At 66.2% G+C, this 22,705-nt stretch carries 23 protein-coding genes; 13 read left to right on the top strand and 10 right to left on the bottom strand.

What is annotated here, in order from left to right:
- Positions 1–30: 30 nt before the first annotated feature.
- From A5759_RS26410 to A5759_RS24685, 6 genes are all read left to right on the top strand, one after another.
- A complete protein-coding gene (locus A5759_RS26410; protein ID WP_231984734.1) occupies positions 31–1,095 on the top strand; it encodes an ABC transporter substrate-binding protein in 1,065 nt (354 codons plus the stop codon).
- A gap of 200 nt (positions 1,096–1,295) precedes the next feature.
- Positions 1,296–3,065 carry a serine/threonine-protein kinase PknD gene (locus A5759_RS24705; RefSeq protein WP_068202044.1) on the top strand — a complete coding sequence of 590 codons (1,770 nt, stop codon included), beginning with the start codon at positions 1,296–1,298 and terminating at the stop codon, positions 3,063–3,065.
- Positions 3,065–4,243, top strand: coding sequence for a BTAD domain-containing putative transcriptional regulator (locus A5759_RS24700; protein WP_068202003.1), 1,179 nt, complete (start codon positions 3,065–3,067; stop codon positions 4,241–4,243). The genes A5759_RS24705 and A5759_RS24700 overlap by 1 nt, the downstream gene beginning before the upstream one ends.
- A gap of 99 nt (positions 4,244–4,342) precedes the next feature.
- On the top strand, positions 4,343–4,723 hold the full coding sequence (locus A5759_RS24695) for a hypothetical protein (protein WP_156617020.1): 381 nt from the start codon (positions 4,343–4,345) through the stop codon (positions 4,721–4,723).
- Positions 4,724–4,982: 259 nt separating this feature from the next.
- Complete coding sequence (locus tag A5759_RS24690) at positions 4,983–6,260, top strand: hypothetical protein (RefSeq protein WP_068201999.1); 1,278 nt, start codon at positions 4,983–4,985, stop codon at positions 6,258–6,260.
- A 111-nt stretch (positions 6,261–6,371) separates the two neighbouring features.
- Entirely contained in the window at positions 6,372–6,791 is a 420-nt protein-coding gene (locus A5759_RS24685; RefSeq protein ID WP_068201997.1) for a hypothetical protein, read from the top strand.
- 1 nt (position 6,792) lies between these two features.
- Here A5759_RS24685 and A5759_RS24680 read toward each other — a convergent pair whose 3' ends face one another.
- On the bottom strand, positions 6,793–7,782 hold the full coding sequence (locus A5759_RS24680; protein WP_197506196.1) for a GlxA family transcriptional regulator: 990 nt from the start codon (positions 7,780–7,782) through the stop codon (positions 6,793–6,795).
- 91 nt (positions 7,783–7,873) lie between these two features.
- Between A5759_RS24680 and A5759_RS24675 the strand changes: the two genes are divergently transcribed.
- Positions 7,874–8,524 carry an HD domain-containing protein gene (locus A5759_RS24675; RefSeq protein ID WP_068201994.1) on the top strand — a complete coding sequence of 217 codons (651 nt, stop codon included), beginning with the start codon at positions 7,874–7,876 and terminating at the stop codon, positions 8,522–8,524.
- A gap of 13 nt (positions 8,525–8,537) precedes the next feature.
- Positions 8,538–9,080, top strand: a complete 543-nt coding sequence (locus tag A5759_RS24670) for a cupin domain-containing protein (RefSeq protein WP_068201992.1) — start codon at positions 8,538–8,540, stop codon at positions 9,078–9,080.
- Positions 9,081–9,090: 10 nt separating this feature from the next.
- On the opposite strand, the gene A5759_RS24665 is transcribed toward A5759_RS24670, so the two are convergent.
- Together A5759_RS24665 and A5759_RS24660 are read right to left on the bottom strand one after the other, a co-directional pair.
- Entirely contained in the window at positions 9,091–9,957 is an 867-nt protein-coding gene (locus A5759_RS24665; RefSeq protein WP_068201990.1) for a cyclopropane mycolic acid synthase family methyltransferase, read from the bottom strand.
- Between the two features lie 522 nt (positions 9,958–10,479).
- Complete coding sequence (locus A5759_RS24660; protein WP_197506194.1) at positions 10,480–11,148, bottom strand: hypothetical protein; 669 nt, start codon at positions 11,146–11,148, stop codon at positions 10,480–10,482.
- Positions 11,149–11,236: 88 nt separating this feature from the next.
- On the opposite strand from A5759_RS24660, the gene A5759_RS24655 reads away from it, so the two are divergent.
- Entirely contained in the window at positions 11,237–12,007 is a 771-nt protein-coding gene (locus A5759_RS24655) for an SDR family NAD(P)-dependent oxidoreductase (RefSeq protein WP_068201986.1), read from the top strand.
- 94 nt (positions 12,008–12,101) lie between these two features.
- Positions 12,102–13,304: a hypothetical protein gene (locus A5759_RS24650; protein WP_068201984.1), complete on the top strand. Its 1,203-nt coding sequence runs from the start codon at positions 12,102–12,104 to the stop codon at positions 13,302–13,304.
- 2 nt (positions 13,305–13,306) lie between these two features.
- Here the strand turns inward: A5759_RS24650 and A5759_RS24645 are convergent, their stop codons facing one another.
- Positions 13,307–13,750 carry a cupin domain-containing protein gene (locus A5759_RS24645; protein WP_068201982.1) on the bottom strand — a complete coding sequence of 148 codons (444 nt, stop codon included), beginning with the start codon at positions 13,748–13,750 and terminating at the stop codon, positions 13,307–13,309.
- 24 nt (positions 13,751–13,774) lie between these two features.
- Positions 13,775–15,544: an Hsp70 family protein gene (locus A5759_RS24640; protein ID WP_068201980.1), complete on the bottom strand. Its 1,770-nt coding sequence runs from the start codon at positions 15,542–15,544 to the stop codon at positions 13,775–13,777.
- Between the two features lie 110 nt (positions 15,545–15,654).
- Here A5759_RS24640 and A5759_RS24635 point away from each other — a divergent pair, with 110 nt between their 5' ends.
- The gene (locus A5759_RS24635; RefSeq protein WP_066847695.1) at positions 15,655–17,160 is read left to right on the top strand and encodes an FAD-dependent oxidoreductase; all 1,506 of its coding nucleotides are present in this window, start codon (positions 15,655–15,657) and stop codon (positions 17,158–17,160) included.
- Here A5759_RS24635 and A5759_RS24630 read toward each other — a convergent pair.
- On the bottom strand, positions 17,144–17,905 hold the full coding sequence (locus A5759_RS24630) for a hypothetical protein (protein WP_156617019.1): 762 nt from the start codon (positions 17,903–17,905) through the stop codon (positions 17,144–17,146). The two genes, A5759_RS24635 and A5759_RS24630, sit on opposite strands and share 17 nt — an antisense overlap.
- A 46-nt stretch (positions 17,906–17,951) precedes the next feature.
- On the opposite strand from A5759_RS24630, the gene A5759_RS24625 reads away from it, so the two are divergent.
- A complete protein-coding gene (locus A5759_RS24625; RefSeq protein ID WP_066848308.1) occupies positions 17,952–18,410 on the top strand; it encodes a nuclear transport factor 2 family protein in 459 nt (152 codons plus the stop codon).
- A gap of 1 nt (position 18,411) precedes the next feature.
- On the opposite strand, the gene A5759_RS24620 is transcribed toward A5759_RS24625, so the two are convergent.
- From A5759_RS24620 to A5759_RS24610, 3 genes are read right to left on the bottom strand one after another with little or no spacing between them, the layout of a single operon-like run.
- A complete protein-coding gene (locus A5759_RS24620) occupies positions 18,412–19,065 on the bottom strand; it encodes a L,D-transpeptidase (protein WP_068202038.1) in 654 nt (217 codons plus the stop codon).
- A 9-nt stretch (positions 19,066–19,074) separates the two neighbouring features.
- Positions 19,075–19,902, bottom strand: a complete 828-nt coding sequence (locus A5759_RS24615; protein ID WP_068201978.1) for an SRPBCC domain-containing protein — start codon at positions 19,900–19,902, stop codon at positions 19,075–19,077.
- Position 19,903: 1 nt separating this feature from the next.
- Complete coding sequence (locus A5759_RS24610; RefSeq protein ID WP_068201976.1) at positions 19,904–20,488, bottom strand: helix-turn-helix domain-containing protein; 585 nt, start codon at positions 20,486–20,488, stop codon at positions 19,904–19,906.
- Between the two features lie 57 nt (positions 20,489–20,545).
- On the opposite strand from A5759_RS24610, the gene A5759_RS24605 reads away from it, so the two are divergent.
- Positions 20,546–22,039 (top strand): bifunctional phosphatase PAP2/diacylglycerol kinase family protein, encoded by a 1,494-nt coding sequence (locus tag A5759_RS24605; protein WP_068201974.1) that lies wholly within the window; start codon positions 20,546–20,548, stop codon positions 22,037–22,039.
- On the opposite strand, the gene A5759_RS24600 is transcribed toward A5759_RS24605, so the two are convergent.
- Positions 21,993–22,664 carry a phosphatase PAP2 family protein gene (locus A5759_RS24600; protein ID WP_068201973.1) on the bottom strand — a complete coding sequence of 224 codons (672 nt, stop codon included), beginning with the start codon at positions 22,662–22,664 and terminating at the stop codon, positions 21,993–21,995. The two genes, A5759_RS24605 and A5759_RS24600, sit on opposite strands and share 47 nt — an antisense overlap.
- Positions 22,665–22,705: the final 41 nt, after the last annotated feature.

Genomic DNA, 22,705 nt, shown 5'->3' with positions numbered 1-22,705 from the left:
TCTCCCCAACCAACAAAACGAGGGAGACCCATGCCAACCAAGAGTGCTCGACGACGTGCGACGTGCTTGATCGCCATCGGTACTGCCAGCGCGCTCACGCTCGCCGGCTGCACTTCCGCCGTAGCCCAACCGGGCGCGCCGAGCACCGCGGAGTCGCTGCGCATCGTGCTGGGCTCACAACCACAGCCGTCACAAATCCCGCTGGTCTATGGCGTTGACCGCTACGGGTCCGACTTCGGGTTGCCCCTCAGCGTCGAGCAGAACATCATCCAATACGACACCCACATCGACGCGGTACAGACCCTGCGCGACGGCCGAGCTCAGGTTCTGGCGACGTCGGTCTCCGCGATCTTGGATGCGCGCGAGCACGGCGAGGACGTCAAGGTGTTCTGCCCCTACGTCAGCATGGATGACTTCGTCCTCGCCGGTGCCAACGGTGTGCACAACGCCAGTCAGCTGTTCGAGCCGTCGACCCGCGTGGGGATCGACAGCCCCGGTGGCTCTGGAGCCATCGTGCTCAACGCGCTGTTGAGCGGCGTCGGCGAGCACCGCGACGTCCACGAGATTCCTAATCAGCAGATCCTCGAAAGCTCGAGCGCCCGACTGGATGCGTGGGTCGCAGGCGACCTGGATGCGACCGTGATTCACGACACCCAGTACGACGGTGCGAAGGCAATGGTGAATCAGCCGGTGCTGATCGCCACCCTCTACGACAATGCCCCCGGGTTCATCAAGGTAGCCCAGGCCGCCCGCGCGGATTGGCTCGCACAGAACCGCGAACTCGCCGCCAAGTACTGTGCCACCACGTTGCGTGCGATGAAGACACTGAAGAGCGACTTCGCGCTGTTCCAAAGTGGAGTCGACGAATACGTCGAAGCACCCCCCTCCGACGAATCGCTGAGGGAGCTGTTCGCGCTCATCCAGCAGCACCCGTTATGGACCGACGAGGGCGGGCTCACCGATGAGAGCGTGAAGTTCATGATCGACATCGCGAGAGAATCGGACGTCCTCACCCAGCCCATGAACGCCGCCGACGTCGTCGACCGTCAGACGCTGAACCGGGCCGTCGAACTCGCCAACATGCCAACGCAATAGTCGCGGCCGCCGAAGTCGTCCACACCTCGTAACGCAACAATCGACCAATTGACGCTTCGGCTGGTTAAATTGGCCCGTGAAGGCATTCGTCGCGAGAGAGCCGGGTCAGCAGCACAGTGGATGACACGGTCAGAGACGGCGGCGACGCCACGCAAAGGCCGGGAGCGGGAACCGGCGACGACCCCCTTGCACGCAGGCGCGTGGAGCGCGACGAAAAACCCACAAGGCACTTCGGCCGCTACGGGTTGCTGTCGCTGTTGGGCGCAGGTGGCATGGGCCAGGTGTGGCGGGCACGCGACTCGCAGACCAATCGGGTGGTCGCGCTGAAGGTGCTGCCCGAGCACTCCGCCAACGACCGGGAGACACGCGAACGGTTTCGGCGGGAGTGCGAGGCGGTGGCACAGCTGACCGAGCCGCACGTCATCCCGATCCACGACTTCGGCGATGTGGACGGTCGGCTCTTTCTCAACATGCGACTGGTGGACGGCACGGACCTACGCACGCTGATCAAACAAGAGGGCGCACTGCCTCCGGCGCGTGCGGTCGCGATCATCGCCCAAGTGGCCGGCGCACTTCAGGCTGCCCACGACGTGGGTCTGGTGCATCGCGATGTCAAACCCTCCAACATCCTGGTGTGCACCAACGATTTCGCCTATTTGATCGACTTCGGCATCGCTCACGCCTCAGGAGACGCCACGCTGACCAAGGCTGGTGAAACCATCGGCACCGCCGCCTACATGGCGCCGGAGGCCATCGGTGCCGCTGTGAAAACCCATTCACGCGTGGACGTTTACGCACTCGCGTGTGTGCTGTACGAATGCCTCACCGGCGAGCCGCCTTTCGCCAGCGACATGGGCGTACAGGGCATGATCGCCCATCACCTCCACACTCCGCCGCCGCAGCCCAGTGCCAGCGACGCCGCCGTTCCGGCGGCTTTCGATGCAGTCATCGCCAAGGGGATGGCCAAGAACCCCGATGACCGCTACCCGACCGTCCAGGATCTGGCGCTGGCCGCCCGGGCGGCGTTGGGCGACGCCGACGCTGTTGCCAAGGCATCGGGTAAACGACGGAAACGACTGTCACGGAAGGCTGTCGGTCTCATGGCAGCGGCCGCGATGGCAGTGGTGGCGGTCGTCGTGGCTGGAGTCGTCATCGTCGGGCGACAGTCATCCGACGCGAGCAGTTCTTCACCCATACCTGTCGGCCAGGGCTTCTCATCGCAAACTCCGTTGCCTTTCACAGGGATTCATGTCTCCGCAGGAATCGCGGTCGAAACCGATGGAACCGCGTACGTCACCGGCGTCGGTATCGATCGGGTGATGCGGCTGGAACCCGGTGCGGCGGCCGCGACTGAGCTGCCGATCAAGGGTCTGAAGAATCCGCGGGATATCGCGGTGGATGCCAAGGGCGATGTTTACGTCACCGACTCGGGTAACGATCGGGTGATGTGGCTTCCGGTCGGCGCACCCGCGGCGATTCAGCTGCCGTTCAGCGGACTCAACGATCCCCGCGGTATCACCGTCAAGCCGAACGGCGACGTCTATGTCGTTGACCGCGGCAACAATCGGGTGCTGTTTCTGGCGACGGGCGCAGCGACTCACACCCCGGTACCGTTCAGCGGTCTCAACGACCCCCGCGGCGTGGCCGTCGGCCCGGCAGGCGGTGTCGTCGTCACCGACACCGGTAACAATCGGGTGCTGAAGTTGGAAGCCGGCGCGTCGCAGGCCACTCCACTCCCGTTCGCCGGGGTGAATGAGCCCCACGGTGTGGCTATCGACTCAGAAGGCGGCGTCTACGTCACCGACCGCGGTAACGCCGGGATCGTCGAACTGCGACCCGGCACGAGGGCCGCGATTCCGCTGCCCTTCGTGGGGCTGAACGACCCGCAGGGAGTCGCGGTCGACGCAGCGGGCAACGTCTATGTCACCGATGTGGGCTCCGACCCCGTGATCAAACTCTCGGTCGGTTGATGACAAAGGGGGCCATGGTTGCGTCGGGCCTCGATTTCGGTGTGTTGGGTCCGCTGCGTGTCAGCGTGGACCGCCAGCCGGTGCCGTTGGGAACGCCGAAGCAGTGCGCAGTGCTGGCGCTGCTGCTGATCAACCGCAACCGCCCCGTGCCGCGGGATTCGATCATCGCGGCGATCTGGGACGAAGACATGCCGGAAGCCGATGCGATACACAACCTGCACGTCTACGTGGCGAACCTGCGCAAGGTCCTCGGCTCGGGCGGCGCCGACGCGAAGGCCGTCTTGGCCAGTGCCCGACCGGGTTATCAGCTCAACGTGCCCGACGCGGCCTGCGATCTGGGGCGGTTCAACACGGAGAAGGCGGCCGGGGCGCAGGCGGCGGCGGCGGGCCGGTTCGGGCTGGCCACCGACCGGCTGTCGGCCGCGTTGGCGCAGTGGCGCGGCTCGGTTCTCGACGACCTACGGGAATTTCGCTTCGTCGAGCCGTTCGCCACAGCACTCGTCGAGGACAAGGTGGCGACGCATGTGTTGCGCGCTGAAGCCGAAATCGCCTGCGGACGTGCCGATTCAGTGATCAGCGGGCTCGAGGATCTCGTCGGCGAGCACCCCTATCGGGAACCTCTGTGGGCACAGTTGATCACGGCCTACTATCTGGCCGAGCGGCAGACCGATGCGCTGGACGCGTACCGCCGTGTCAGATCGACACTGTCGGAGGAACTGGGCATCGACCCGGGACCGTCGTTGCGCACGCTGCACGAGCGGATCCTGCGCCAGGAGCCGTTGGACGTTGCGCGGATCGCGCAGAGCGACGCCTCCGACGTCGTCACCATGCTCGAGAGCCATCTGTCGACCACCATGACGGCGGCGGCCAGATCCAATCGAGCGCAGCTCCGCGATGTCGCGGGCCGCTGTTATCCGCTGGAAACCGTGGTGACCGGCATCGGGCGTCGAGCCGACAACACCGTCGTCATCGACGACCCGAAAGTCAGCCGGTACCACGCGACGATCATCGACACCGGCGCGAGCTTCGTGATCAACGACCTGCGGTCCGGCAACGGCGTGGTGGTCGGGCATGAGCGGGTTCGCGGCAGCACCGCGCTCGGCGACGGCGACGTCATCGACATCGCCGGGCACCAGTTCACCTTCGAGATCGCACCCGAGGAGTCACCCGCTCATTGACCGCTGAGCAGCATGAATGCGGCATTGAGGTTCCATTGAGGGCTGCGTTCGATTCTTTTCTCAACGCCACACCAGATGGCCCCGAGAAAAGGAACTCAGATGATCAAGAACCGCATCGCCGCCACCGCCGCCCTCGTCGTCTTCGGACTGGCCGCCCTGGCCGGCATCCTCGCCGCAACCGCCAACGCCGACACCGCCTCCAACACCACCGGCCCCCAGATGACAGGCACCGCCCAGCAGTCGGTCGCCAACGCCCGCCAGGCACTCGACGAGCAGCTCGACGCCGCACGCGACGGCAACGGCGTCGGCGTCCCCCAGCCCGGCATCGCCCAAAGCGAACAGCACATCGCCTTCCCCAAGACCCCCCACGGCGCCTACACCGGCAAGCCCGCCCACAACAACGGCGTCGACCCCGCCACCGGCTCCCACACCCCCCAGCCCATGACGGTCTCCTCGACCCAGGTCAAGACCGCACACTGACCACCCCACCCCCAACCCGCCGGCCCACTTCAATGGGCCGGCGGGTTTATTCGTCCCGGATCATGGGCCTCACGACCCTTGTCGGCTTCGAGGCGGCCGCGAGCATTGCTGAGGAAGCGAAGAACCGTAGAGGGGGATCGTCTGCAGAGCGGCACCGCTGGACTTCCGCGGCGTGTTTGCCGCCATGGCCGCGAAGAATCTGCCAAGGTCGCAAGTCTGTGCCAATACGCGCGCCAGGCGGCACACGACGGGAGATCACGTGAACGAAGCTCGAAGCGCCCTCTACCGGCGCGGCGCCCTCGCCTTGTCATCGGTCGCGGTCACGACGGCCATGTGGTTGGGTGCCATATCGCCGGCTTTGGCCGATCCGTACGAGGACGGCGACTCGACCGAGGTCGTCGATGACTCCGGCTCCTACGCAGAACCCGTCGAAGAACCGGCCCCGGAGGACCCGGGCGAGCCGGTCGGCGAGGCTCCCGAGCCGGACGCACCGGCGCTCGATGAGGCGGGGCCGGCCGAAGCACCCGACGAACCGGGACCGGGAGGAGCACCAGACGAGCCGGAACCGGGCGAGGCGCCGGGTGATCCCGGCGACCCGGGTGATCCCGGCGACCCGGACACGAACGTCGCCGACCCGGCAATCGATGCCGACACCGCCGACCCCGACATCGCCGAGGTGTCGCAGGGAGACTTCGACGAGGCTCACGGCGCCGATGCGGTGGACGTCGAGTCGGAGTCCGCGTCGGAGACGGAGGTCACCGAACTCACGGAATCGCTGGAGTCGTTCACCAGCACCACGACCACGACCTCCACCACGTCCTCAACGTGGAGCAGCCCAGTGACGCAATGGAATTCGAGGTGGACCGGCTATGACCGCTGGTATCGGCCCGTCTTCACCAATCCGTACAAAACGCCGCTGCAGATCGTCTACCCGTACAACAACACCACCCGCGTCGTCGACGTCCCACCGAGCGGTCGCGCCGTACTCACGGTGCCCAATCCCGGCGTGTACAGCTTCACGGCGGTGAACCGCGACCCCTCCGGCAAGCCGGTCACGGTGTCCACTGGAAGCTTTTCCGGTGGCGGCTATCAGCCGGCTCCCGGTCAGCCGCCGCCGCCAAAACCCAAGCCGCCGACGACCTTCAAGAACGTGCTCGTACAGCTCAAGTACAAGGACGGAGAGTCGAAACCGTTCCGGGTCAAGACGCTGGCCGATCTCGGCGATGACCCGTCGGTGGGTGGTCACCGCGTGCTTCTCGACGAGGAGACCCCCGCGTGGGGGCGCTGGACCAAGACCGGAGGCGGTGAGCGCTTGTTCGAGATCACCAGCACACAGCAACTACCGGGACTGGTCGCGCCGTCACAAGGTCCCCTCCCCGGGTACCAGGTTCAGTTGACCAGCAACGAAACTGCGCCGCCGGCCCAAGATACGTGGGTGAAGCCGGTGGCCATCGGCGCGGCCGTCGCCGGCGCGCTGGCGATCGGCGCGGTGGTGTATTTCCTCCTGTCAGGCCGTCGGCGCAAGACGGCGCCGTAACGGCCGAACGCGTCGAAGGTCTCGATTCAGCGACATCACGGACACAACCGGGTATTGCCGTGTCCCGTCACCGTGAAATGGGCTGACAGAACCGTAAATTCCTGAGTCACTATGACAAAGGTCTTGCACACATTGGCAATCGCGGTCGCCTTGCCGGCAACCGCATGCGTTGCACTCGCAGGGGCGGCGTCCGCCGATCCTCTGCTGCTCAACGGGTCCTACACCGAAGTGCACGGCGACTCCATTCTGGTGTTGACCTTCGCGACCAGCTGTGGTCCTGCCGGTTGTACCGGCACGGTCGCCAGTAACCAGGGATGGCAGACGCCCGCCACGTTCTCTGGCGGCCGCTGGACCTTCACCGTCTCCAAGCCCGGCGGCCTCACCTGTGAAGACGGCAGCTACGAACCGGCCGTGGTGTCGATGTCGGTCGATCCCACAACGCTCAGTGGCGTGCTGTCCTCGGACTCCAATTACGGCTGCGCGGGCGGCGTCGTGTCCCAAAGCCCGTTCCAGCTGCGAAAGGTCGGCTGACTCAGCCCCGGATGGCGGTGCGGAACCTGTCCCGGTAAGCCTTCGGTGATACACCGAGGTGTTCGACGAACGCTCGCCGAAGGGTCTCCGTGCTGCCGAAGCCTGCGAGGTGTGCCGTATCGGTGACGGTGCGGCCGGCGTCGAGTGCTGCACGGGCGGCATCGATTCGGATCATCTCGACGTACTCGGCAGGAGTCATCCCGAGCTCCGAACGGAATAGTCGTGTCAACTGGCGAGTGCTCAACGAAGCGCGCAGCGCAAGCGATTTCACGCTGTGGTTCCCTGCAGGGTTGGCCGCGATCGACTCGGTCACCACTCGAAGCGCTGACTGTGGCGGTGGGTTCGCCTCGACGAGCGCAGAGAACTGCGACTGTCCGCCAGCGCGTTTGAGGTATACGACCAACCAACGAGCCACATCACGCACGAGGTCGGCGCCGTGATCCTGTTCGACCAGCGCAAGCGCGAGGTCGATGCCCGATGACACCCCGGCCGAGGTGAAGATGTCGCCGTCACGGACGAACAGTGCATCCGGCTCCACGGTGATGTCCGGGAAAGCCCTTGCCAGTCTTCGGGTTTCACGCCAATGCGTGGTGGCACGCCGCCCCCTGAGCAAACCGGCCTGCGCAAGGATGAACGACCCGGTACAGATCGAACCGAGCCGCCGAGTCCGATCCGCGAGCGACTTCACAGCCTCGACCAGTGCGCGGTCGATCGGGCGCGCCGGAATGTTGTCACTGCCTGCCACCAGGACGGTGTCGGCGGATTCGATGGACGCGATGCTGTCGGTGACACCCAAGCGGATCCCAATCGAGGTCGTCACATCGCGTCCGTCAACCGATGCGATCTTGATCTGGTAGTCGCCGCCGAACCGGTTGGCCTCGGCGAAGACCTCGCCGGCTCCGGCGACGTCCAGCATCGTGACCTCGTCGAAGACGACAATCACCACCACCCGCGAGAAGGCACCCGCCACCACAGCGCCATTGTGTCGCATTTTGTGGGCCGAACGGCTCATTAGCCGTGTGCGCACGAGCCGCGGCGTGCGTTGACTCAATCGCAAGAGTCCACATGTGAGGAGGCTGACGATGAGCATCGAATCGATCCAAACGATCGCCGGCATAGCGATACCCGACAGCGCGCTGGTGCGCGAGGCGACCGACTACATTCGCGACGCCGAAGACGACCTGCTGTTCGACCATTCGCGCAGAGTGTTCCTGTTCGGCGCGCTGCGGGGCAACCGACTGGGGCTGAAGCCCGACCTCGAGTTGCTCTATGTCGCCGCCATGTTCCACGACCTGGGTCTCACCGAGCGCTACCGCACCTCCGAACTGCGCTTCGAAGTCGACGGCGCGAACGCCGCCCGCGACTTCCTGCTCGAGCGCGGCGTCGACGCCGCCGATGCCCGGAAGGTCTGGCTGGGCATCGCCTTGCACACCACCCCGGGTGTACCGCAATTCCTCGACCCCGAGATCGCGCTGGTGATCGCCGGTGTCGAGGCGGACGTCGTCGGGATCGGCCGCGAAGAGCTCACACCGGAGGCCATCGACGCGGTGACCGCGGCCCATCCCCGTCCCGACTTCAAGAACCGCATCCTGGCGGCCTTCAACGACGGCATGAAACATCGCCCGGAAACCACCTTCGGGACGATGAACGCCGATGTGCTGGCGCACTTCGACCCGACGTTCGAGCGGCAGGACTTCGTCGACCTCATCTTGAACAACAGCTGGCCCGAGTAGCGGGGAGGCTCCCATGTCCATGACGAAGGACGCCGTGCTGACTGTGATGCAGCCCGGCGAAGGCGATGTCGTGCCCATCCCAGGCTTCGGGGCGGTCTTCAAGCTCGTCAGCCGGACCACTGGCGGCTTGGTGTCGATCGTCGAGCATCCGTTCCCGGTCGGCACGATCACCGCGGCGCATCGCCACACGCGCGAAGATGAGCACTCGTATGTACTGGCCGGCGAGATCGGCTTCCGATCCGACGACAGCGAAGTGGTGCTCGGGCCGGGCGGCTACATCACCAAACCCCGCGGTCAGATGCACGCTATGTGGAATGCGGGAAGCGAACCGGGGCGAATCATCGAAATCATCACTCCGGGAGGTGGTTTCGAAAACTACTTCCGCGAACTCGGCGAGCTGCTCATGTCCGGCGAGGCAACGACACAGCCCAGCGCCCCGTTGCACGAATCAGCCGAGTTCACTGAACTCGCAACGAAATACGGTTTGACATACGCGACGCCCGACTGGTTCGACGACGTCAGACGACGGTACGGTTTGTCTCCCGCGACACATTGACGGTCGACGCTTACTTCCTCAGGGTGAACTGGTTGACGTCGATGTACCCGTCGCGAAACGCCTTGGCGCAACCGGTCAGGTATCGCATGTATCGCTGATAGACCTCTTCGGACTGGATCTCGACAGCCTCGCTGTGGTGTGCCTCGAGCGCCGTGGCCCAGTGGTCGAGGGTTCTGGCGTAGTGCAGCTGCAGCGATTGCCTGCGAGTCACCGTGAAACCCAGCTTCGCTGCGTGGAACTCGACCATCTCGATCGCCGGTAGCTGTCCCCCCGGGAAAATCTCCCTGGCGATGAACTCGTTGAAGCTCACCTGCTCGTCGGACAGTTCAAGCCCGTGTTCGACGATCTGCTCCGCGGTCAACATGGTGATCGTGTGCAGCAGCATCACCCCGTCGTCGGGCATGACTCGATGGGCCATCGCGAAAAAATCGTCGTAGCGGTCGTATCCGAAATGCTCGAAGGCTCCGATGGAAACGATCCGGTCGACGGGCTCGTCGAACTCCTCCCAGCCGTGCAGCAGTACCCGCGTGGCGCGCTCGGTGTCCAGTTCGTCGAACATCTTCTGCACGTGCGCGGCTTGGTGGGCCGACAATGTCAGGCCGACCACATTCACGTCGTACTTCTCGATGGCCCGACGCATCGTGCTTCCCCACCCGCAGCCGACGTCCAACAGCGTCATGCCCGGTCTCAGGCCCAGCTTGCCGAGGGACAGGTCCATCTTGGCGAGCTGCGCCTGCTCGAGTGGAATGTCGCGCTGGCGGTCGAAGTACGCGCAGCTGTAGGTCATGGTGGGATCGAGGAAGAGCCGAAAGAAGTCGTCGGACAGGTCGTAGTGCGCCTGAACTTCTTCGAAGTGCGGTGTGAGGTTGTCGGCCATGACCGGTATCCGCCTCTCCGGGATCGACAGGGCTGCTTGGGACTTCCCGGAAGACCCTCAATGAAACTCCCCGTCCACGATCAAGACAAGGTCTGTCACGATTTGTTCACACGCGCGGCTCCACACCAGTGCCCTCAGCGGTGGGCGGGCGGGGAATTCCATGATATTCACGGCGATTCGGCGATAGTCTCACCTTAGCCTCGCAGTCAACGTCTCGAATTAGCCAAGCGTTTCTGCCGAGGCTGTCGAGGGAGGTGTTTCCATGTCCCAACTATCAAGAGTTGTTAGCCGATGCGCCGGTGTGGCGGTTCTCGGATGTGCGCTCGCGGCGGTTCCCGTCATCACCGCGCTGGGCGGTGCTCCCACGCCATCGGTCGCCGAACCGGCATGCAGCGGAAGTGAATCGATTGTCGATGGCACACCTACGTGTGTGCCGGCGCCCACCGCGCCCGGCGTGACCAACTCTGCGCCCGCCCCGATTGACAGCCAACAGCAAGACGGTGGGCATCACTGACGACGACGTCAGCGCAGGTAGGTTTCGTCCCCGGTCGGGTAACCGCCGCCGCGGGTCGTGATGTGCACATGGTCGTAATGGCCGTAGCCGCCCCGCTGTGCGCCATCTGGCGTGTAGTACACACCGCGCCAGATCGCATCCTGCAAGCCGAAGCGCTTCGCGTTGCGCAGGACGTAGGAGACGATCTCGTCGCCCAGGGCAATCCCCTCGGCGCTACCGGGATTGGGAATCATGACGTCGAGCGCCAAGCCGTTGGGATGCCACCTCAGCGAATCGGGTCGCACGCCACCGATATTGCTGATCTCCGGGAAAGCCTCGCTGATCGCCCGCGACGCCAGGATCGTCTTCACCTGCAGGCCGCCCTCAGGTGCGATGCCGACCGGCAGAGATCGATCGACGGTGCGGTAGCGCGCCGCAGCAACCATGGCGTCGGCCGCAATGCCGGGACTGACATGACCGGTGGCCGCCGCGGGTGCTATCGGCGGGGCAGCAACGATCTCCAAACAGCACGGTTGGCTGTCTGCAACCTCTTCGACGACGGGCTTGCTTTCGGGGGCCGGACGAGCCTGAAGGTGGACGTCTCCCCCGACCGCGAAGAAGACTGCGGCCGGACCGAGCACTGCGGCCACGCCCATCGGTGACGTGCGCCGCTTCTTGGCTACGGAGTGCCGACCCACGCAGGGTTGTATATCAAACCGTTACATTTGCCGCAATCCGGGACGGTCCGCTGGGTCGGCGCTCGACCAGGGTGGATCATGTCCAAGCGTGACGGGACTGCTCGAAGACAAGGTCATCATCGTCGCGGGCCTCGGCGGCATCGGAAACGGGCTGGCGCACAGGTTCACCGCCGAGGGAGCCCGTCTGGTGCTCGGCGATATCGACGCTGAGCTGGTAAAACGCGTCACCGACGAGATCGACCCGGGGGGAGAGCGGATCCGCGGCACGCATCTCGACGGCTCAGATGAGCAGTCCGTCAGCGCGGCGGTCGCATTGGCTGTCGACACCTTCGGTCGCCTCGATGGCCTGCATGTGAACTTCACCAACGCGGCGGATGCCTATCTGCCCGACGGGGTCATCGAGCTTCCGCTCGAAGCGTTCGACGAGGTGATGCGCGTCAACACCCGCGGGTTCGTCATCTGCGCCAAGCACGCCATCCCCGCGATGGTCAACAGCGGCGGCGGTTCGATCGTGTTCACCGCTTCCATCGACGCCTACAACGGCGCGGGCACCCGAGTGTCGTACGCCATGAGCAAGGCGGCCGAATTGGCGCTGATGCGACATATCGCGCGTCGGTACGGACCCAAGGGCATCCGATGCAATGCGATCGCGCCCGGGTTGATCTGGCACTACAAATTCGACCAGCAACCGATGCCTGACGGCGTCGTCGAACAGGCCCGCGCACGGCAGATGATCAAGTCCCGGTTTGGGACGCCGAACGACGTCGCCGCATTGGCCGCGCTACTGCTCTCCGACGACGGCAGCTTCATCACCGCGCAGACGATCAGCGTCGACGGCGGTGTGACGTTCCGCCCGTAAATCTTGTGCTGTTCGGGTACGGACTGATTGGGTAATGCCACCTGCGGGAGGAGTAGCCTCAGAGCCTGATTCACCGCAAGAACGGGGACACGATATGGACCTCGTGCTCGGCCTGTCGATGACGTCCAGCACGGTTCGGTGGGTGCTCGTCGAAGGCACCACCGGCGAAGGAGCCACCGTCGACCGCGGATCGTTCGACTTCGACGCGGAGGTCGATCCCGACGATCTGCTCAACGTCGCGCTCGCCGATGTCGCCGACGGCCCGATCCACGCCATCGGCGTCACCTGGACCAACGAGGCCGAAACCGTGGCCTCCGATGTGCTGGACGCACTTGCCGCCCGCGGTTACAGCAACGCGATCGCGGTCTCCGAACTGGAAGCGGGCGATGTGCTGGCGGCGGGCATCGCAGAGATCGCCGACTACGACGACGTCGCGGTGTGCATCGTGGAACCCGACGCCGCGGTGGTCGCGATGGTCGACCGCGACGGCGTGACCGTCGACCGCATCGCGCGACCCCTTGACGGCGCGGACGTCGTCGAGCTGCCCAGCAGCGTGATCGCCATGCTCGAGCTCAACGAATGGCGGCCGCAGGCCATTTTCGTGGTCGGGTCGGCCCGCGATGTCGAGCTGATTACCTCGACGCTCGGCTACGTGACGGATTCCCCGGTGTTCTCCGCCGCCGAAGCCGACCTGGCGTTGGCACGCGGAGCGGCGCTGGCGTCGGCGCGGGCGGTGAACAGGCTGGACGCCCCGGCGACCAAAGCACCGTCGCGGGTCGGGGCGCTGGCATCGGTTCTCGTCGCCGCCGTGGTGACGTTCGTGGTGTCGACCTCGACAGCAGTCGGCCTGACTCTGACGGGCGACAGCTCGTCCACGCGCCAGGACCCGCGGGCCACTGACGAGGAACCCGTGGCCGTCGCGGACGAGGCGCCGCGGCCCGTCGAGAACGAGATCCACAGCAAGAAGGTCACGACGCCCGCCGAAGCGAAGCCGGTCGTCGCACAGACCATCGCGATGGCCGCCCCTCCGCCGCCGCCCGCCGCTCCCCCCGCCGAACCGGTCTACGAACCACCGGCCTACGTACCGCCCGCGCCGGCGTACACCGCGCCCGAACCGGCCTACACACCACCGGCCCCCGCCGGCGCTCCCCCGGCTTACGCCCCACCGCCGGTTTACGCGCCCCCGCCGGCACCGGCGTACGTCCCGCCGCCGCAGCCACGTCTGCGCGACCGCATCATCGAGCGGATCCCGATCATCAACCGGTTCCACGAGCCGGAGTACACGTACGGGCGTTAGGCCTACGGGCAGGCGGCCGGTGCGTCGTCCCGCACCGCACGGTCGGCGGGCAACGTGTAGGTGACCGTCGCCTCTGCGTGCTCAAAGCCCCTGTTGGACACCACATGTGGGACACCGGCAGGGACGAAGATGGCCTGCCCGGCGCGGAAGACCGCAGGCACGCAGCCGCCGGCCGTCTGCAGACTCACCTCCCCGCCGTTGATCACCGAGTACTCCGGGCCCGGGTGGGTGTGCCAGCCGCTGCTCGACTCCGGTGCGAGCACGAGGTTCTGCACGTAGAGGGTGGTCGGCTGGCCCACGGAGACGATCGCGATGGGCGCATCCGTCGTGCCCTTCGCCAGGTCGGTGCGCTCGATGTCACCCTCTGCGGGTGTGGCAGCCGCCGACGGCGCTGCCATCGTCGCCGTGATCGCCAGGGCCGCCGCGACGGAATGTAACCGGTTCATCGCCGCATTATCCGACAGCTGGGGCTATGGCACCGGTTGGTAAGGGTTCTGCGGCACCTGGATCGGAATCGGCACCGGCACGAACGGCACAGTCAGATAGGTCGTCGTCATCGGCGTGGTGGTCGCCGTGGCGGAAGAGATCGTCGTGGTGGGCGCAGTGGTCGTGGTCGTGGGCGGGGTTGTTGTCGTCGTTGTCGTTGCGGTCGTCGTCGTAGTAGTGGTCGTTGTCGTCGTGGTGGTCGTCGGTTGTGTCGTGGTGACGACGGTCGTCGTCGGCGGTGGCGGCGGAGGTGGCGGTGCTTCGGTGGTCACCGGCGGAGGGGGCGGGTCGTTGGGCAGCGTGACGGTTTCGACGGGTGGCGGCGGCGCCTCGGGTGCGACCGGTTCGGGCGGCGGTGCCGACGGCGGCGGAACCGGCGCGGTCCGCGGCGCCTCGGTCACGCCGGTACTGCCGGTCGCGCTGGTCAAGGCGATTGCCACTCCGCCGACGGCGACCACCGCGATGGCCGCCGCAACGCCCATCACCAGCCCCGGCAGCCGCTGCCAGATCCGGGGTTCGTCGATCGGCCCCGTCGTCGCGGCCACGTACTGCACGGGCGGCGGGCGCATCGGCCCGGAGTCATACGGGGTCTCGTAGGGACCCGAGCCGGTGTAGGGCACGGGGTCGCCCGCCGCGTCGTCCTGCGACCAGGCCAGCGCGCCAACCGTCGATGTCCCCGGCGACTCGGTCTCCGTCGGCGGCACCGGCGCCAGACCCGTCGGGGCGTCCGCGGCAACCACGGGCGCCAAGCCGGTGCGCGCCTCGGCGGCCGAGGTGTACGCGCCGATCAACGCGGCGCCCTTGGCGGCGTCGAGCCCCGGTTGCGCGGTGGCGAACACCGGCATGCCGGAGTGCTCGGCCAGCCGCCGCCGAATCAACGGCATGCCTGCGCCACCGCCGACGACGACCAGAGCGGCGAAGTCTTTCCAGCCAATTCTGTTGCGCTGCAGCGTGTCATCGATCGCGGCCAAGACACCTTCGAGCGGTGTCGCGACCAAAGCCTCGAGCTCATCTCGGGTCACCCGAACCACGGAGTGATGGTTCGGCAACTGCACATCGACGTCGGTCGCTTCGTGTGTCGACAACCGTTCCTTGGCGTCGCGGCACTCTTCTCGCAGCCGCGACAGTGACCCCACGGCGGCCGTGCTCGTGGGGTCGTCTCCGCCCGAAGGCAGCCCTGCCAGAACGTGGCTGAGCAGAGCCTGATCGACAAGGTCGCCGGAGAACTCCGTGTGACGAGTCGTCTCGTCGATCGGTTCGAACGCGTCGCCCGCATCGGCCAGCGTGATGCCGGTCGCGCCGCCGCCGAAGTCCACCAGTGCCAGCACACCCTGTGTCGGGATTCCGAGATCGGTTTGCAGCGCGGTCAGCGACGCTTTGGCATCCGAAACGAGTCGGGTGGTCGTACCGTCGGCGCCGAAGACGGGATGGCCCCGCAGCGCGCTGCGCAGGGTCCGAAGGGTGGCCGGTCCCCAGTGCGCGGGGACGGCGAGCGTGACGTCGGACGCCGGCGCACCGCTGGCTTCGACGAGATCGGCGAGCGCGGCGACCAACAGCCGGTCGGCCGAGTGTGACGATCCGTCCGCGGCGACCAGTGGCACATCGTCGCCGACCCGCTCGACGAACCCGGACATCACGGTGCCGTCCGGCACGGTGAATACCGAACGACGGAGCACGGGCTGATCGGCTCGATTGTCGATGCGTACCGCGACCAAGTTCGTCGTCCCGATCGACAACCCCAATGGGTCGCTCATAACGGACCACACGATAGTCCCCCGACCACCGGGAACCGGTCAGACACTCCGTGCGAACCCCGTTCGGCCGCCACGGTTTTGGGGTGGGCCAAACGGGTACCTGCAATACCATGACATCTCTGTGGCTAGCAAACCGCGTCGAGCGGCCGGCACCGCCGGACCCGTTGGTCGAATCGGATCGGTCGGCCGACGTCGTCGTGGTCGGCGCCGGAATTACCGGCCTCATCACCGCGGTGCTCTTGGCGCGGGCCGGCAAGGACGTGTTGGTGCTCGAAGCACAACGCGTCGGGGCCGGCGCGACCGGCAATACCACCGCCAAAATCAGCCTGCTGCAGAGCACCAAACTGTCGAAGATCGTCTCCAAACACGGCGCCGGGACCGCCAAGCAGTACGTCGAGGGCAACCGTGAGGGCCTGGAGTGGCTGGTCCAGCACTGTGAGGCGCACGGGCTGTCGGTGCAACGCGAGGACGCCTACACCTATGCACAATCCGAGAAGGGTGTGTCCTCTGTGCGTCAGGAGCTCGAGGCGTGCGAGGCCGCGGGATTGGATGTCGACTGGGTCGACGATGCCGACGTGCCGTTCCCCTTCCACGGTGCTGTCCGGTTGGCCGACCAGGCACAGTTCGATCCGATGCCGTTGCTCGACAGCCTGGTCATTGAGCTCGACGAACGGGGCGGACGGCTGGCGCAAGGCGTTCGGGTGCAGAAGGTTTCGAATGAGGGCGACAAACTGGCCCTGAATGTGCGCACCACCGCAGGTGACGAATTCGACGTGCACGCCAAGCAATGTGTCCTCGCGACGGGCATCCCCATCCTGGACCGTGGCGGCTTCTTCGCTCGCCTCAAACCGCAACGCTCCTACTGCATGGCCTACAAGGTGCCCGGCAACATCACACGGGGCATGTACATCTCGGCCGATTCGCCGACCAGGTCGCTGCGTTATGCGCCGACGCCGGACGGCGATCGGTTGATCGCCGGTGGGGCGGGGCATCCCGTCGGCCACGAGAAGAGCCCGGCCTCGTCGGTACAGGAGCTCGACCAGTGGACGAAGCTGCACTTCCCCGGCGCGATGCAGACCCATTACTGGTCCGCACAGGACTACTCACCAATCGACGAATTGCCCTACGTGGGCCCGATCCTGCCCGGCAACGACAAGATCTTCGTGGCAACGGGTTTCGACAAGTGGGGCATGACCAACGGAACCGCTGCCGCACTGGCGCTGTCGAGCCGCATCCTCGGGGGCCGGATGGACTGGGCGCAGGCCTTCGACAGCTGGAGTCCGCACGAGTTGTCGGGCATCCCCAAGGCGATGCAGACCAACGCGCAGGTGGCGCTCTATCTGACGCGCGGGTGGATCACTCCGGTCACCAGGATCCTCAACCGCACCCCGGAGGAGGGCGGCGTGGTCAGCGGCCCGCCATGGGACCTGGAGGCGCGAAGCGTGGTCGACGGCCGCGAGTACCGCGTGTCGCCGGTGTGCCCGCACCTTGGCGGCATCGTCAACTGGAACGACGCCGACGAATCGTGGGAGTGCCCGCTGCACGGCTCACGCTTCGCACCCGACGGAACCCTGCTCGAGGGTCCAGCGACCCGCAACCTCACTGCGGCGCAGTAGATATCGGCTTCTCCGGCAATAGCCGCCGAACAGCGATCGAGCCGATAACACCGACCGCGATCAGCGCGATCGCCACCGTGACGGACGTCGAGTCCGACACCCAGCCGACGATTCCGGTGACGGTGAGAAACGGTGGAAGCCAGTCGATAACACCCGACCACGAGTTCGACTCTCCGGTCGCGTAGTCGGGGTAGAACTCGGTGAAGGACGCGGCGAAGACGACGGCGCCGATGGGAATGATCCAGGCGGTCCAGAAGTTGTCGTTGTCACCCAAAACAGCATCCCCGATCGCACCGGCGATGGCGGACACCACGAATGCGCCGGCCCAGGCACCGGTGATCGCATAGTTGATTCGCCGAAACGGTGCACTGTCCCAGTGCTCGGGAGGTGTGGTGTCCTTCGCGTACGCCATCGTGAACGGCCGGCGGATCATCAGCGTGCCGACGGCGAACACGGCCAGCACGATGTTGCTCAGTTCACCGGCCCACAGTTGCAGCCAGTCGATGACCGAATCCGGCGCAACCAAACCCACTACGACCAACACTGCGAAGTAGGCGACGGTCACCACCTCGAGTGAATGCACCGCGGCGCCGCGACGGGTGCCCACCCACAACGTGAGCAGAGCCAGACCCAGCGCCGCCGAGGCGGCTTCCTCGAACCGGCCGGGTCCTGCGACGACCGCCATCAGGATCCATGGCGCCAGTCCCGCGAACGGAGACTTGACGTAGGCGTCGACGAATTTCATGTCCGGACTGTACGCGCCGTGACTGTGCTGTGTTGCAATGACGGGCATGGGTGACATCGACGAGATCCAACAAGTGAAGTACCGGTACCTGCGCGCACTCGACACCAAGCATTGGGACGAGTTCGCCGACACCCTCACCGAGGATGTGGTCGGTAAGTACGGCGAATCGATCGGCGAGGAACATCACTTCACCAACCGCGACGAGTTGGTCAAGTTCATGCGCGACTCGCTGGGTCCCGAGATCATCACCGAACACCGCGTCACCCATCCCGAGATCACCGTCGACGGCGACGAAGCGACGGGCACGTGGTACCTGCAGGACCGGGTGATCGCGCCGGACTTCAACTTCATGTTGATAGGCGCGGGCTTCTACCACGACCGGTACCGGCGCACGAGCGACGGGTGGCGGATCAGCGAAACGGGGTACGACCGCACTTATGACGCGTCGATGTCGCTCGAGGCGCTGAACTTCAAGGTGAAACCCGGTCGTGCACTGAACATCTGACTCACTGAGCAATCGCGATCAGCGCCCCCGGCCGAAGCCACCGCATGATCTCGACCAGCTTGCCGTCGTCGATCGCCACGCATCCGGCCGTCGGCCCGCCGTCGGTGGCGTGCAGGAAGAATGCGCCTCCATTGCCAGGTACCCGCGCCTTGTTGACCCCCATGACGACCGCGTGCACGTACTGAGGGATCTGGAGGTTCTCGGTGCCGCTGGCGGGGTCGGTGTCGAACGGGCACTGCGCCTTCTTGCAGACCTGCATGGTGTTGTAGGTCGGGCTCTTCATGTCACCGTCCCACCAGTGGTCCGGCCCGACCTGCACGTACGGCAGACCTCCGCCGGGGTTGGGTGCGGTGCCGAAGGCGAAGTCGAGCGTGAAAACGCCGATCGGCGTTTTCATTTCGCCGTCATGGCTCTGCGGAGTCATGCCGTTGGCGCCGATCCAGGCCGGTATGCCCGCGGCGACCGGCTGCCAACCCGCACCGGTCCGCTGATAGACATCCATCTTGGCTTTCGACCCACCCACGCCGACAACGGAAATCACCTGGGTGGCCGAACCCACCGATTTCGCGAACCATGGCACCGTCTGCGCCTGGCCAAGGGGCGCCGTCGCAAGGGCCAGCAGGCTCACGCACAGGAGGGTCAGCAGTCGGCGCACCGACACATGCTAAGTCGCGGTGTGCTGCCCTTCGAGTAAGCCACGCAGCCACGACGACCAGTTGTCGTGTTCTTCCTTTGCGATCGCGGCGGCGTCGTCGCCGTAGAGAAAGACGCTGGCCATGGCGCTCGTCTGACCGGCGACCGTGCAGGTGCCGAGAACCGCGACGCCTTGCCCGGGTTCGTCGATGCGCAATATCAGGTCACGAACGGTGTTGTCCTGGTGTACGCGTTGGACAACACCGGCGAGACGTGGCGCGTCGCGCGCGGATTCACGATGTTCGCCGACGTTCACGCCCGCGAGGTTCAGCGCCTCGGTGAGTTTCGTCCACGCCTGCGACTCGTCGCCCGGATGAACCGACATGACCCGGACGCTCGACGCTGGCAAGCCCGCGAAATCGGAGAGGTAGATTTTGAGCACTTCGAATGCGCCGGGCCAACCGGATTCGAAGCTCTCCATCTCGTCGTCCCAATCGTCTCGATCGGTGAACAGGCTGTGCACCATCCGGACGACGCAGCGGTCCCCGGAGCGGCTGGTGACCGTCACTTCCGTGGCAAATGGCGGCGCGTCGCCGCTCCAGTCGTGCTCCTCGTAGGCGAAGCGATGCGGAGGCTCCCAGGCGGTCACCTTCCCGCCCGAGGCGTCCGTCCCGCAGCTCTCGCCGCCGAAGTCGAATCTGATGGCGCCGCCGACGTGTTCCTCGACCGTCGTCGGCGTGAACCAGGCACCCATGCCGGCGCCGGTGGCAATGGCATGCCAGACCTGCTCCGGTGTTCCGGGCACGAGCACTTCCACCGCTACCCGGCGCATACCGGAATCGTCTCTGTGCAAGGGCATTTCAGTCCTCCTTCGGGGCGGGGTAGGCGGCGACCAGCAACCGGTAGCCGCGCGCCTGCGGATCGGATTCGTCGTGATAGCGCGCGACCAGCGAGGTGATCGCGTCGGAGAGCTCGCGGGTGAACTCCGCCCGGTCGGATGGTGAGCGGAAGCGGACAGCGGTGTCGATCGACAAGGTCGCCAGCCGTTTGTTCTTCTCGCGGGCGACCGCCCAGAGCTCCCCCACTTCGCGAACGGCGCGGGCGGCCAGGGCGATCAGGTAGCTGGCGGACAGGCGGTCGCTGGTGCGGCCGGGGTCGGCGGCGACCGGTCCCATCGCGCCGGGCGACACGACGTAGGACGCGGCCGTGGCGACCAGCAAGCGCTCGCGCAGGCCACCCCACCGGCGTTCGCCGGCTTCGGCGACGAGCCGGTGCTCCTCGAGTGCGCGCAGGTGGTAATTCACCTTCTGCCTCGATATCCCGACCCGCGTGGCAAGCGCCGCCGCGGAGGCCGGTTCGGTGAGCTCGGCGAGCAGTCGACCGCGGATCGGGTCCAGCGCACTGACCGCGGCCGCGGGATCGTCGATCACTTCCACGTCGAGCATGACGCCACGATGCTCTTGACAAGATTATTTGTCAATACTCGTGGATACGTTGGGGAGATGGATATTGCGCAGGTCGTCGGCCGGCCCGCAGGCTTACGGCGAATCACCCACGGTCTCGGCGCGCTGGACCAGGAGGTCTTCGACGCGATCGCCGAGTCGCCGACCCCGCTACTCGACACCGTGATGCCACCGCTGACCCGCGCTGCCGACCACTCCAAACTCTGGTTCGCGATCGCGGCTGCCCTGGCCGCCACGGGTAAGCCGAGCGCGCGGCGCGGCGCGGTGCGTGGGGTGCTCACGCTGGCGGCGACGAGCTTGATCACCAACCAGGGCGCCAAGCGCATCCGGCGACGGCCCCGCCCGCTGTTCGACTCCGTGCCGCTGGTGCGTCGCACGCGACGCCGACCCACGTCGAACTCGCTTCCGTCCGGGCACTCCGCCAGCGCTGCCGCCTTCGCGGTGGGTGTCGGCCTGGAGAGCGCGTCGCTCGGTCTTCCCCTGGCGCTTCTCGCGGGGCTCGTCGGGTTGTCCCGCGTCGCCGTCGGCGCGCATTACCCCGGAGACGTGATCGCCGGATTCGGTCTGGGTGCGGCGGTTGCGGTGCTGGGCGGACGGGTGGTGCCTCCAATGGTGCCGACGAGGCTTCCGACCGCGGATCCGCTGCGAGTGGAAACGCCGCCGCGACCGGAGGGGGAAGGTGTGGTACTGGTCGTCAATCCCGCGTCTGGCAGCGGGACCGGAGCAGACATTCTCAAAGAAGTCCGAGAGGCGTTGCCACGCGCGGAGATAGTCGAGCTTTCCGGAGACGACGACTTCGCGACCGCGTTGCGCTCGGTGGCTCAGCGCGCCGAGGTTCTGGCGATCGGGGGCGGAGACGGAACGGTGTCGTGCGCGGCGGCGGCCGCCATCGAGGCGGGTGTGCCGCTGGCGGTGTTCCCGGGCGGCACGTTCAACCACTTCGCGAAGGACATCGGTTGCGAGACGGTGGAAAAGACCGTCGACGCGATTCGGCAGGGCAGCGTCGCGTGCGTCGACATGGTGTGTCTGAACGAAAATCAGATGGTGGTCAACACCGCGAGCATCGGGGCGTACCCGGCGTTCGTGCGCACCCGAGAGAAGCACGAACGCAAGATCGGCAAGCCGCTGGCCGGGCTCTACGCGATGTATCACACGTTGCGGCACGAGGATCCGGTCCGCATCCGTTACGACAACAAGACGTTGCAGACGTTCCTGTTCTTCCTCGGCAATTCGGCTTATCTGCCCTCGGGATTCGCGCCGTCGCGGCGGGACCGGATGGACGACGGGCTGATGGACGTCCGGATCCTCGAGACCGGTCACCGGTTCAGCAAGCTGCGCATTCTGGTTGACGTCGCGCTCGGCCGGCTCGTACGCAGCCCGTTCTATCACGAGATGCGGGTCCCCGAGTTCGAGTTCACCGCAGTCGACGGTCCGACGCTGTTGGCGCACGACGGTGAGATCGGAACCGAGTGCGAAACCGCCAGCTTCAGCGTGCGATACCGGGCGCTTCCGGTGTTTCGGCCGCTTCCGTGATCGGCCGCGACGGCCGCACGAGCAGGAGGCACAGCACGAAATAGGCGTAACCCAAAGCCCATCCGGCCACGACGTCGGTCGGGTGGTGGACGTTGAGCACCACCCGGCCGACCCCGATCAGGGTGACGATGGCGATGCCCGTGCCGATGAGCCAAGCGCGTGCAGCCGGACGCACGGCGGGCAGAGCGACGGTCAGCAGGGCGAAGACCGCGACCAGCACCCCGAGGGCGTGGCCGGAGGGAAACGATGTTCCCAGCGCGGTGACGAACGCGGTGTCCGGGCGGGGACGGTCGGCGGCTCCCTTCGCGATCTCGGTGACGAGTCCGGCCAGTTCGACGGTGACGATCAGGAATATCGCGATGCGGATCCGGCGGCGCACGAACGCGACGACGATGAGAGCAATGGTCACCACGCGGAACATGCCCGGACCCAGAGCGAGGCAGAAAATATCCCATCCGAGCACCCATCCCGGATGGTCTACGCCGATCGGGTAGAAGGCGCCGAGCGCAGCGGAATCGAAGTCGGTTGACCACGTCCACTGCTGCGCGACACCGACCCACAGCAGGGCATACACCGCGACCGCGGCCAGCGCCGATGCCACCAGCCGAGGCGTGTGTGATGCCATCGTCCACCTCTACCACGCGGATCGTCGGGCCGTTAGTGTGA

It is taken from the genome of Mycobacterium sp. 852014-52144_SCH5372336 (assembly GCF_001665615.1).
Taxonomy (GTDB): Bacteria; Actinomycetota; Actinomycetes; order Mycobacteriales; family Mycobacteriaceae; genus Mycobacterium; species Mycobacterium neumannii_A.
Note: the sequence above shows the minus strand (reverse complement) of the source record. Positions and strands in the feature narration are given on the sequence as shown.

Excerpts from the sequence above, each read along its gene's own strand:
- A5759_RS26410 (WP_231984734.1), top strand. The coding sequence starts at position 31 with ATGCCAACCAAGAGTGCTCGACGACGTGCGACGTGCTTGATCGCCATC.
- A5759_RS24700 (WP_068202003.1), top strand. The coding sequence starts at position 3,065 with ATGACAAAGGGGGCCATGGTTGCGTCGGGCCTCGATTTCGGTGTGTTG.
- A5759_RS24695 (WP_156617020.1), top strand. The coding sequence starts at position 4,343 with ATGATCAAGAACCGCATCGCCGCCACCGCCGCCCTCGTCGTCTTCGGA.
- A5759_RS24685 (WP_068201997.1), top strand. The coding sequence starts at position 6,372 with ATGACAAAGGTCTTGCACACATTGGCAATCGCGGTCGCCTTGCCGGCA.
- A5759_RS24680 (WP_197506196.1), bottom strand. The coding sequence starts at position 7,782 with ATGCGACACAATGGCGCTGTGGTGGCGGGTGCCTTCTCGCGGGTGGTG.
- A5759_RS24675 (WP_068201994.1), top strand. The coding sequence starts at position 7,874 with ATGAGCATCGAATCGATCCAAACGATCGCCGGCATAGCGATACCCGAC.
- A5759_RS24670 (WP_068201992.1), top strand. The coding sequence starts at position 8,538 with ATGTCCATGACGAAGGACGCCGTGCTGACTGTGATGCAGCCCGGCGAA.
- A5759_RS24665 (WP_068201990.1), bottom strand. The coding sequence starts at position 9,957 with ATGGCCGACAACCTCACACCGCACTTCGAAGAAGTTCAGGCGCACTAC.
- A5759_RS24650 (WP_068201984.1), top strand. The coding sequence starts at position 12,102 with ATGGACCTCGTGCTCGGCCTGTCGATGACGTCCAGCACGGTTCGGTGG.
- A5759_RS24645 (WP_068201982.1), bottom strand. The coding sequence starts at position 13,750 with ATGAACCGGTTACATTCCGTCGCGGCGGCCCTGGCGATCACGGCGACG.
- A5759_RS24640 (WP_068201980.1), bottom strand. The coding sequence starts at position 15,544 with ATGAGCGACCCATTGGGGTTGTCGATCGGGACGACGAACTTGGTCGCG.
- A5759_RS24635 (WP_066847695.1), top strand. The coding sequence starts at position 15,655 with ATGACATCTCTGTGGCTAGCAAACCGCGTCGAGCGGCCGGCACCGCCG.
- A5759_RS24630 (WP_156617019.1), bottom strand. The coding sequence starts at position 17,905 with ATGAAATTCGTCGACGCCTACGTCAAGTCTCCGTTCGCGGGACTGGCG.
- A5759_RS24625 (WP_066848308.1), top strand. The coding sequence starts at position 17,952 with ATGGGTGACATCGACGAGATCCAACAAGTGAAGTACCGGTACCTGCGC.
- A5759_RS24615 (WP_068201978.1), bottom strand. The coding sequence starts at position 19,902 with ATGCCCTTGCACAGAGACGATTCCGGTATGCGCCGGGTAGCGGTGGAA.
- A5759_RS24610 (WP_068201976.1), bottom strand. The coding sequence starts at position 20,488 with ATGCTCGACGTGGAAGTGATCGACGATCCCGCGGCCGCGGTCAGTGCG.
- A5759_RS24605 (WP_068201974.1), top strand. The coding sequence starts at position 20,546 with ATGGATATTGCGCAGGTCGTCGGCCGGCCCGCAGGCTTACGGCGAATC.
- A5759_RS24600 (WP_068201973.1), bottom strand. The coding sequence starts at position 22,664 with ATGGCATCACACACGCCTCGGCTGGTGGCATCGGCGCTGGCCGCGGTC.